Origin of the sequence: Mesorhizobium sp. M7D.F.Ca.US.004.03.1.1 (assembly GCF_003998635.1) — a bacterium.
GTDB lineage: Bacteria > Pseudomonadota > Alphaproteobacteria > Rhizobiales > Rhizobiaceae > Mesorhizobium > Mesorhizobium loti.
The window spans coordinates 1-5220 of sequence record NZ_RZQG01000407.1 but is presented as its reverse complement, the minus strand read 5'-3'; the positions used below and the strand labels follow the sequence as shown (position 1 = coordinate 5220).

At 60.1% G+C, this 5220-nt stretch carries 6 protein-coding genes and 2 pseudogenes; 5 read left to right on the top strand and 3 right to left on the bottom strand.

Going from position 1 to position 5220, the window contains the following annotated elements:
• On the bottom strand, nucleotides 1–1336 hold a 1336-nt coding region (gene mobQ / locus EN935_RS21225; protein ID WP_164771239.1), incomplete at its 3' end, for a MobQ family relaxase.
• Between the two features lie 172 nt (nucleotides 1337–1508).
• Between mobQ and EN935_RS21220 the strand changes: the two genes are divergently transcribed.
• Entirely contained in the window at nucleotides 1509–1835 is a 327-nt protein-coding gene (locus tag EN935_RS21220; RefSeq protein ID WP_126070743.1) for a conjugal transfer protein TraD, read from the top strand.
• A 1-nt stretch (nucleotide 1836) separates the two neighbouring features.
• Nucleotides 1837–2085 (top strand): conjugal transfer protein TraD, encoded by a 249-nt coding sequence (locus tag EN935_RS21215; protein WP_126071205.1) that lies wholly within the window; start codon nucleotides 1837–1839, stop codon nucleotides 2083–2085.
• 85 nt (nucleotides 2086–2170) lie between these two features.
• On the opposite strand, the pseudogene EN935_RS42905 reads toward EN935_RS21215, so the two are convergent.
• Nucleotides 2171–2306 (bottom strand): annotated as a pseudogene (locus EN935_RS42905) (DUF932 domain-containing protein); the annotation flags it as partial.
• Between the two features lie 307 nt (nucleotides 2307–2613).
• Nucleotides 2614–2855 (bottom strand): annotated as a pseudogene (locus tag EN935_RS21205) (alcohol dehydrogenase catalytic domain-containing protein); the annotation flags it as partial.
• Here EN935_RS21205 and EN935_RS42195 point away from each other — a divergent pair.
• From EN935_RS42195 to EN935_RS21195, 3 genes are all read left to right on the top strand, one after another.
• Nucleotides 2839–3012 carry a hypothetical protein gene (locus tag EN935_RS42195; RefSeq protein WP_245489014.1) on the top strand — a complete coding sequence of 58 codons (174 nt, stop codon included), beginning with the start codon at nucleotides 2839–2841 and terminating at the stop codon, nucleotides 3010–3012. The pseudogene EN935_RS21205 and the gene EN935_RS42195 sit on opposite strands and share 17 nt — an antisense overlap.
• A 257-nt stretch (nucleotides 3013–3269) precedes the next feature.
• Nucleotides 3270–4010 (top strand): DUF4142 domain-containing protein, encoded by a 741-nt coding sequence (locus EN935_RS21200; RefSeq protein WP_127373580.1) that lies wholly within the window; start codon nucleotides 3270–3272, stop codon nucleotides 4008–4010.
• 21 nt (nucleotides 4011–4031) lie between these two features.
• Complete coding sequence (locus EN935_RS21195; RefSeq protein WP_126070744.1) at nucleotides 4032–4628, top strand: general stress protein; 597 nt, start codon at nucleotides 4032–4034, stop codon at nucleotides 4626–4628.
• The last annotated feature ends 592 nt before the right edge of the window (nucleotides 4629–5220 follow it).

Here is a 5220-nt window from a genome sequence, read left to right as displayed (position 1 = left end):
CATCGATGACCAGGACATCGCGCGTGGTGAGCAGATCCCTGCCCCGTCCCCAGCTGTGCTCCATACTGGCGATGGTGCGTGACGGGATGCCTGAACCGCTTTCGAGATTCTCAGCGGCAATGCCTGAGAGTGCGGCGCCTTGAACCTCGTAGCCCGCCGCTGCCCATGCCTGGCGCGCAACGCCCAGCATGGCGCTCTTGCCGGTTCCGGCAAAGCCGACAACGACACCAAGACCGCGGCTATTCGTGATGTGATCCAGTGCATCACTTTGCTCGCCTGACAGGACAAGCCCGCGTTGCGCAGCCCGCGCCAGCGCTGCCTCGCGATGTACGTTACTCACCGAATGATGCTCCTCCCCGGCCATGTGTTCCGCAGCGCGATGCAGGCGCTGTTCGGTGTCGATCATCTGCAGGGTGGTGAAACGGTCTTCGCCGCGTCCGTCCTTGCCCAGTTCGACCAGATCGGGTGCGTTGCTGATGGCTGCCATGACCGCATTGAACTGCTCCATTCCGTCGCTGTGGCGATGCGAGAACTTCGCAATGTCTTTTCGGGTGAAGGTCGATTGCTGATGCGTGATTGCCACCAGCGCCACGGATGGATCGGCAATGATGCGCGCACCATTGTTGCGCGCGATCTCGCGGTGCAGCTCGGCGCGATCTGCGTCAATGTCGCCAGCAGCGGGGCAACTGCCCTCGATGCGTTGAGCCGGTGCGCCAATCTGGGTCTGCGGCTCCAGGGCGATGCCCTGGGCTTCCAGACTGCGATGATCTATGCGCGCGTCGATGTCGAGTTCGGCCAGGCGTTCATTGGCCAGCTCCGCCCATCGCTCGCGCCAGCGCTCGACCAGCTGGGTAGCATTCCAGTCTCGGACCTTCGCCCCGAACCCGTTCTCGTCCACGGACCGCATGGTCAGCATCACATGCGCATGCGGCTTGGGGCTGCCATCCTCCGCCCTGTCCCAATGCACATTGAGATCGGCGACCATGCCCTTACTGACAAATTCGACTTGTACAAAGTCGCGCGCCAGTTCGATGCCTTGCGCCTGGCTGAGTTCGCGCGGCAGAGCGAATTCGACCTCGCGGGCAAGCTGCGCATCCTTGCGCACCTCGAACGCCTCGACATCGTTCCACAGCCGTTCGCGGTCGCGCCAGGCCTCCGGTGCATCCTCCGGCAACATCACCTCGGAATGGACGACACCGCGCTTGGCCGAGAAGTCATGCGTCCGTTCGATCCGCTCATCGCGCAGCCGCGAGGCCGAACGATAGGCGGCCGACGCGACAGCGCTTGAGCCTGCCTTGCGGCCAATGACCTTGACGTGAAGATGATAGATCGCCATCGCGCCCAGATCATTTGCATGGCAAACCGCACGTCGGCACGACGTATAAGCGCGCCCTCCCTCGAAAAATTCTCGGGATGGACCAGCCCGTCCCGGGCTGTCTCGGCAACCCTGAAGCCTTCCGGCAGGTGCTCCCCTATCATCCTCCGATCGACAATCAATGGAGACAACCATGCGCAAACCACGAGACTTCGACACAGAACTGAAGGCGCTGGAAGACAAAGCGCGAGAACTCAAAACGCGAAAGGTGCAGCAACTTGGCGAGCTGGTGATCGCCACCGGCGCCGATCAACTGGGCACCGACGAACTGGCTGGTGCACTGGTCGCAATCGCCGAGACGAAGGACACCTCAAAGCGCGAGGCTTGGGCCAAGCGTGGGGTGACGTTTTTCGAAAGCAGGTCCCGGCGAACTGCTTCGGCATCTCAGCGCAACCCACGCGGCGCTTCGGCGCAACCGGGCGGCCCACAATCGCCGGCAAGCGGCAATGGCTCGCAATGACATGAGGACCTGGCAGGTCGAGCGTCGCAAGCGCACACGGCAGCTCATCGAACTCGGCGGGCTCGTCGCCAAGGCAGGGATTGTTGATCTAACAGCCGATGATCGCGCCGTCATATACGGCGCGCTGCTTTCGATCGCCTCCAAGCTGCAAAGCCATGAAGGCGAGCACGCGCGAAACCTATGGACTGCGAAGGGTAGGCAGGCGTTCGATGCTGAACGGCGTGAAGAGCAGATGGGACGGCGAACTTAGCCACAGTTGGCGCGAGCAGCGGACGGCACGAAGCCTGAACAGCAGACTTCCGCCGGTGCGCCAGCGCCGACGCCGCATTCAAGTGCTTGCGCAGGAAGCTTTCGCGATCTTCGTCGCTACCGGCGACAATCTCATCGCGCGAGGCGTTTGATCCTGATGATGAAGGGCGCAAGGCTTGAGGTGGCGAAGCTCGTCAAAGCAGGCGCTGCCCTATGAGCAAACTTCAAACGCCAGATCGTGTTCCCTCGAAACCTCCCACGCCCCACAGATGCGATCATGCACACTGCGCGTTGATACAAACTCTATAGCCAGGGTGCGAGCCAGGGCATTGCTCTGCGCAGCTGGAACCGGCAGAAAAGAGAGGGAAGCTCCTCGCTTTAGATGAGATAGGCAGAAGCATCCCAGCCGATGGGACCAGAGAAGCGAAACTTACTCTTGTCATGTTGCGCAAGAGAGGTGGATTTTACGGAGAAACGTACTATTTGCCTTGTTGGCGGGACGTCCAAATCAAACTTCGCTCAGCTGCCACTTGCACATCCGGCACTCGCCGCAGGCGATCGTGAACGGCACCACGACGCGCTCGCCGATCTTGAATTGGAGTGACCCGTCCTGACTTCAACGACCTCGCCCATGGTCTCGTGCCCAAGCACGTCATGGGCGTGCATTTCTGGGACAAATCCTCCCATCAGATGAAGGTCTGACCCGCAGATCGCACAAGCCGTAACCTTGATGATGATATCGCGGTCGTCCTCAATGATCGGGTCATCCACCTGCTCGCAGCGGATGTCACTTTTGCCGTGCCAGGTGAGCGCCTCATCGTCATTCTCCGTTGGTTTTGCCATCGCTAACCTGCCGCTCGACAAAATGTTCCTGATCCAGCGCGATCCTTTGCTCGGTTTGGATATCCACACCGCAACGAACCTGTGACAGCGCCCCGTTATGGATTTGACCGGGCACCACGTCACCCAGTGAGAGAACTGATTTCAGCACTGAAAAGTCCCGCTCATTCGCTGCATGGCGACTATCGGGCTCATGCGCGCGAGTTCGCGCGGCCCAAAACTGTGTCGCAGGCTCCAATGCGTGTGAACGCTTCAGGACTCAATTTGGCAGCGCGTTCGTCTCGCTTGGAACAAACTCGTCGCGAGCAGGTTTGGAATCGTCAATTTCAACTGAGGAATATCATCATGAGAAACAGTCTTCGTCTGGCGTCGCTATCGTTAGCAGCGTCGATGGTATTTGCCTGGCCAGCGCTCGCTGCCGAAACCGCCCAGGAATTCGTGACCAAGGCCGCGATCGGCGGAATGTTCGAAGTCCAGTCGAGCAAAGTCGCCCAAGACAAGCTGCAGGACCAAGGGCTCAAGGACTTCGCCCAAAAGATGATCTCCGATCATGGCGCCGCCAATGCGAAGCTTGAGAGCATCGCCGGCGAACAGAAGTTGAAGGTGCCTGCCGACCTCGATGCTGCACACAAGAGCGATGTCGACAAGCTGCAGTCGGGTACGGCGCCAGTAGATGCAACTTATGCAGACATGCAGAAGGCGGCGCACACCGATGCGGTCAGCCTGTTCGAGGCTTATGCCAAGGACGGCGACAACGCCGCCCTGAAATCCTTTGCCGCCGAGACGTTGCCGACACTCAAGATGCATCAGGAGATGATTCAAAAAGTCGCAACGACGGCGCCAGCTTCTGACGCCACCACACCGGCGGTGACCAACGGCGCGACCAATCCGGCCGCTCCTGTTCCCGGCGCCAACAGCTTTACCGAAGCCCAGGCCAAGAGCGCGATCGAAAAGGCGGGTTATGCCGACGTCTCTGGTCTGACGAAGGACGACCAAGGCATCTGGCGCGGAACGGCGAGCAAGGATGGCAAGTCGACGCCGATCGCGCTCGACTACCAAGGCAACGTTGTTGCCGGCACCAAGTGATCAGAAAGCGAGGAAAACCCGATGAAAACCGTAACAGGACTGTTCGACAATTATGACGATGCCAATGATGCCGTAGGCGAACTCGTGGCCACCGGCGTCCCGCGCGACGACATCAGCATTGTGGCCAACAACGCGACCGGCTGGCACAAGGACGAGGAGACCGAAGCCGGCGAGGACGCGGCCACGGGAGCTGGCGTCGGCGCCGTCATTGGCGGCGCCGGCGGCCTGGCAACAGGCCTCGGCCTGATGGCCATTCCCGGGGTCGGACCTGTCGTCGCAGCTGGGTGGCTGGCTGCCACTGCCGTCGGCGCGGTCGGCGGGGCCGTGGTCGGTGGTGCTGCTGGGGGCATCATCGGTGCCATGACAAACGCCGGCATTCCTGAAAATGACGCCCATGTCTATGCCGAAGGCGTTCGTCGCGGCGGGACTATGGTCACCGCCAAGGTCGAGGACAATCTTGCGCCGAATGCCGAACAGATCCTCAAGCAATATAATTCGGTCGACGTCGCTGGCAGACGCAATGAATACGAGGCTGGCGGCTGGACCGGTTTCGACCCGAACGCCGACGTCTATAGCGGAGAAGACCTACAGCGATATAGACGTGGACCCGATCTTTGATGCGACACTCGCAAGGCGGCCAAGGCCGCCTTGCTCCCTTCAGATCCGCTCATCGCCGCGTCCTGGCCAACGCAATGGCTAAGAGCATTTTCCGAAGCCAGAGGCGACTTGGGTACGACTCCGTACCAACATTTCTTAATGCAGCCCAGACCCACGAAGTTAGGATTCCATTGTCATCTAGAAGTGAGGACAAGGCAGTGGAAAAATCCAAAACGAACGTTCGCTGCGTTGAATTCGTCGAAGGTTACGGCGAATGGCACGTCCGTGTCGTCGAGGAAGACAACGAGTACACCCGTTCTTTCGAGATCGAATCGTTTGCCTTGGCCTACGCGGAGGGCCAACGGCGGCGGTTAGCACTCGCAGATTTTACGCGGATATAGGCTCAATGAGCCGATGGGAAAAAGGTCCCGCATTGATCTAGACGACGAAGTTTCCAACAAGCCGGCAAAACAGGAGGCTGCCTTGGCAAAACGTCGAATCGACAAGGAAAAATTTGAACGAGCCGATCGCGAGGCGCGCAAGCTGATCGACGCCGAACGCCAGGCCAGAGATGCCAAGACCGCCCGGCTGAGAGAGTTGAGGCTCAGCGCAG

What these genes read in the sequence shown, in the direction of transcription:
- EN935_RS21220 (WP_126070743.1), top strand. Translation starts at nt 1,509, where the DNA reads ATGCGCAAACCACGAGACTTCGACACAGAACTGAAGGCGCTGGAAGAC.
- EN935_RS21215 (WP_126071205.1), top strand. Translation starts at nt 1,837, where the DNA reads ATGAGGACCTGGCAGGTCGAGCGTCGCAAGCGCACACGGCAGCTCATC.
- EN935_RS42195 (WP_245489014.1), top strand. Translation starts at nt 2,839, where the DNA reads ATGATCGGGTCATCCACCTGCTCGCAGCGGATGTCACTTTTGCCGTGC.
- EN935_RS21200 (WP_127373580.1), top strand. Translation starts at nt 3,270, where the DNA reads ATGAGAAACAGTCTTCGTCTGGCGTCGCTATCGTTAGCAGCGTCGATG.
- EN935_RS21195 (WP_126070744.1), top strand. Translation starts at nt 4,032, where the DNA reads ATGAAAACCGTAACAGGACTGTTCGACAATTATGACGATGCCAATGAT.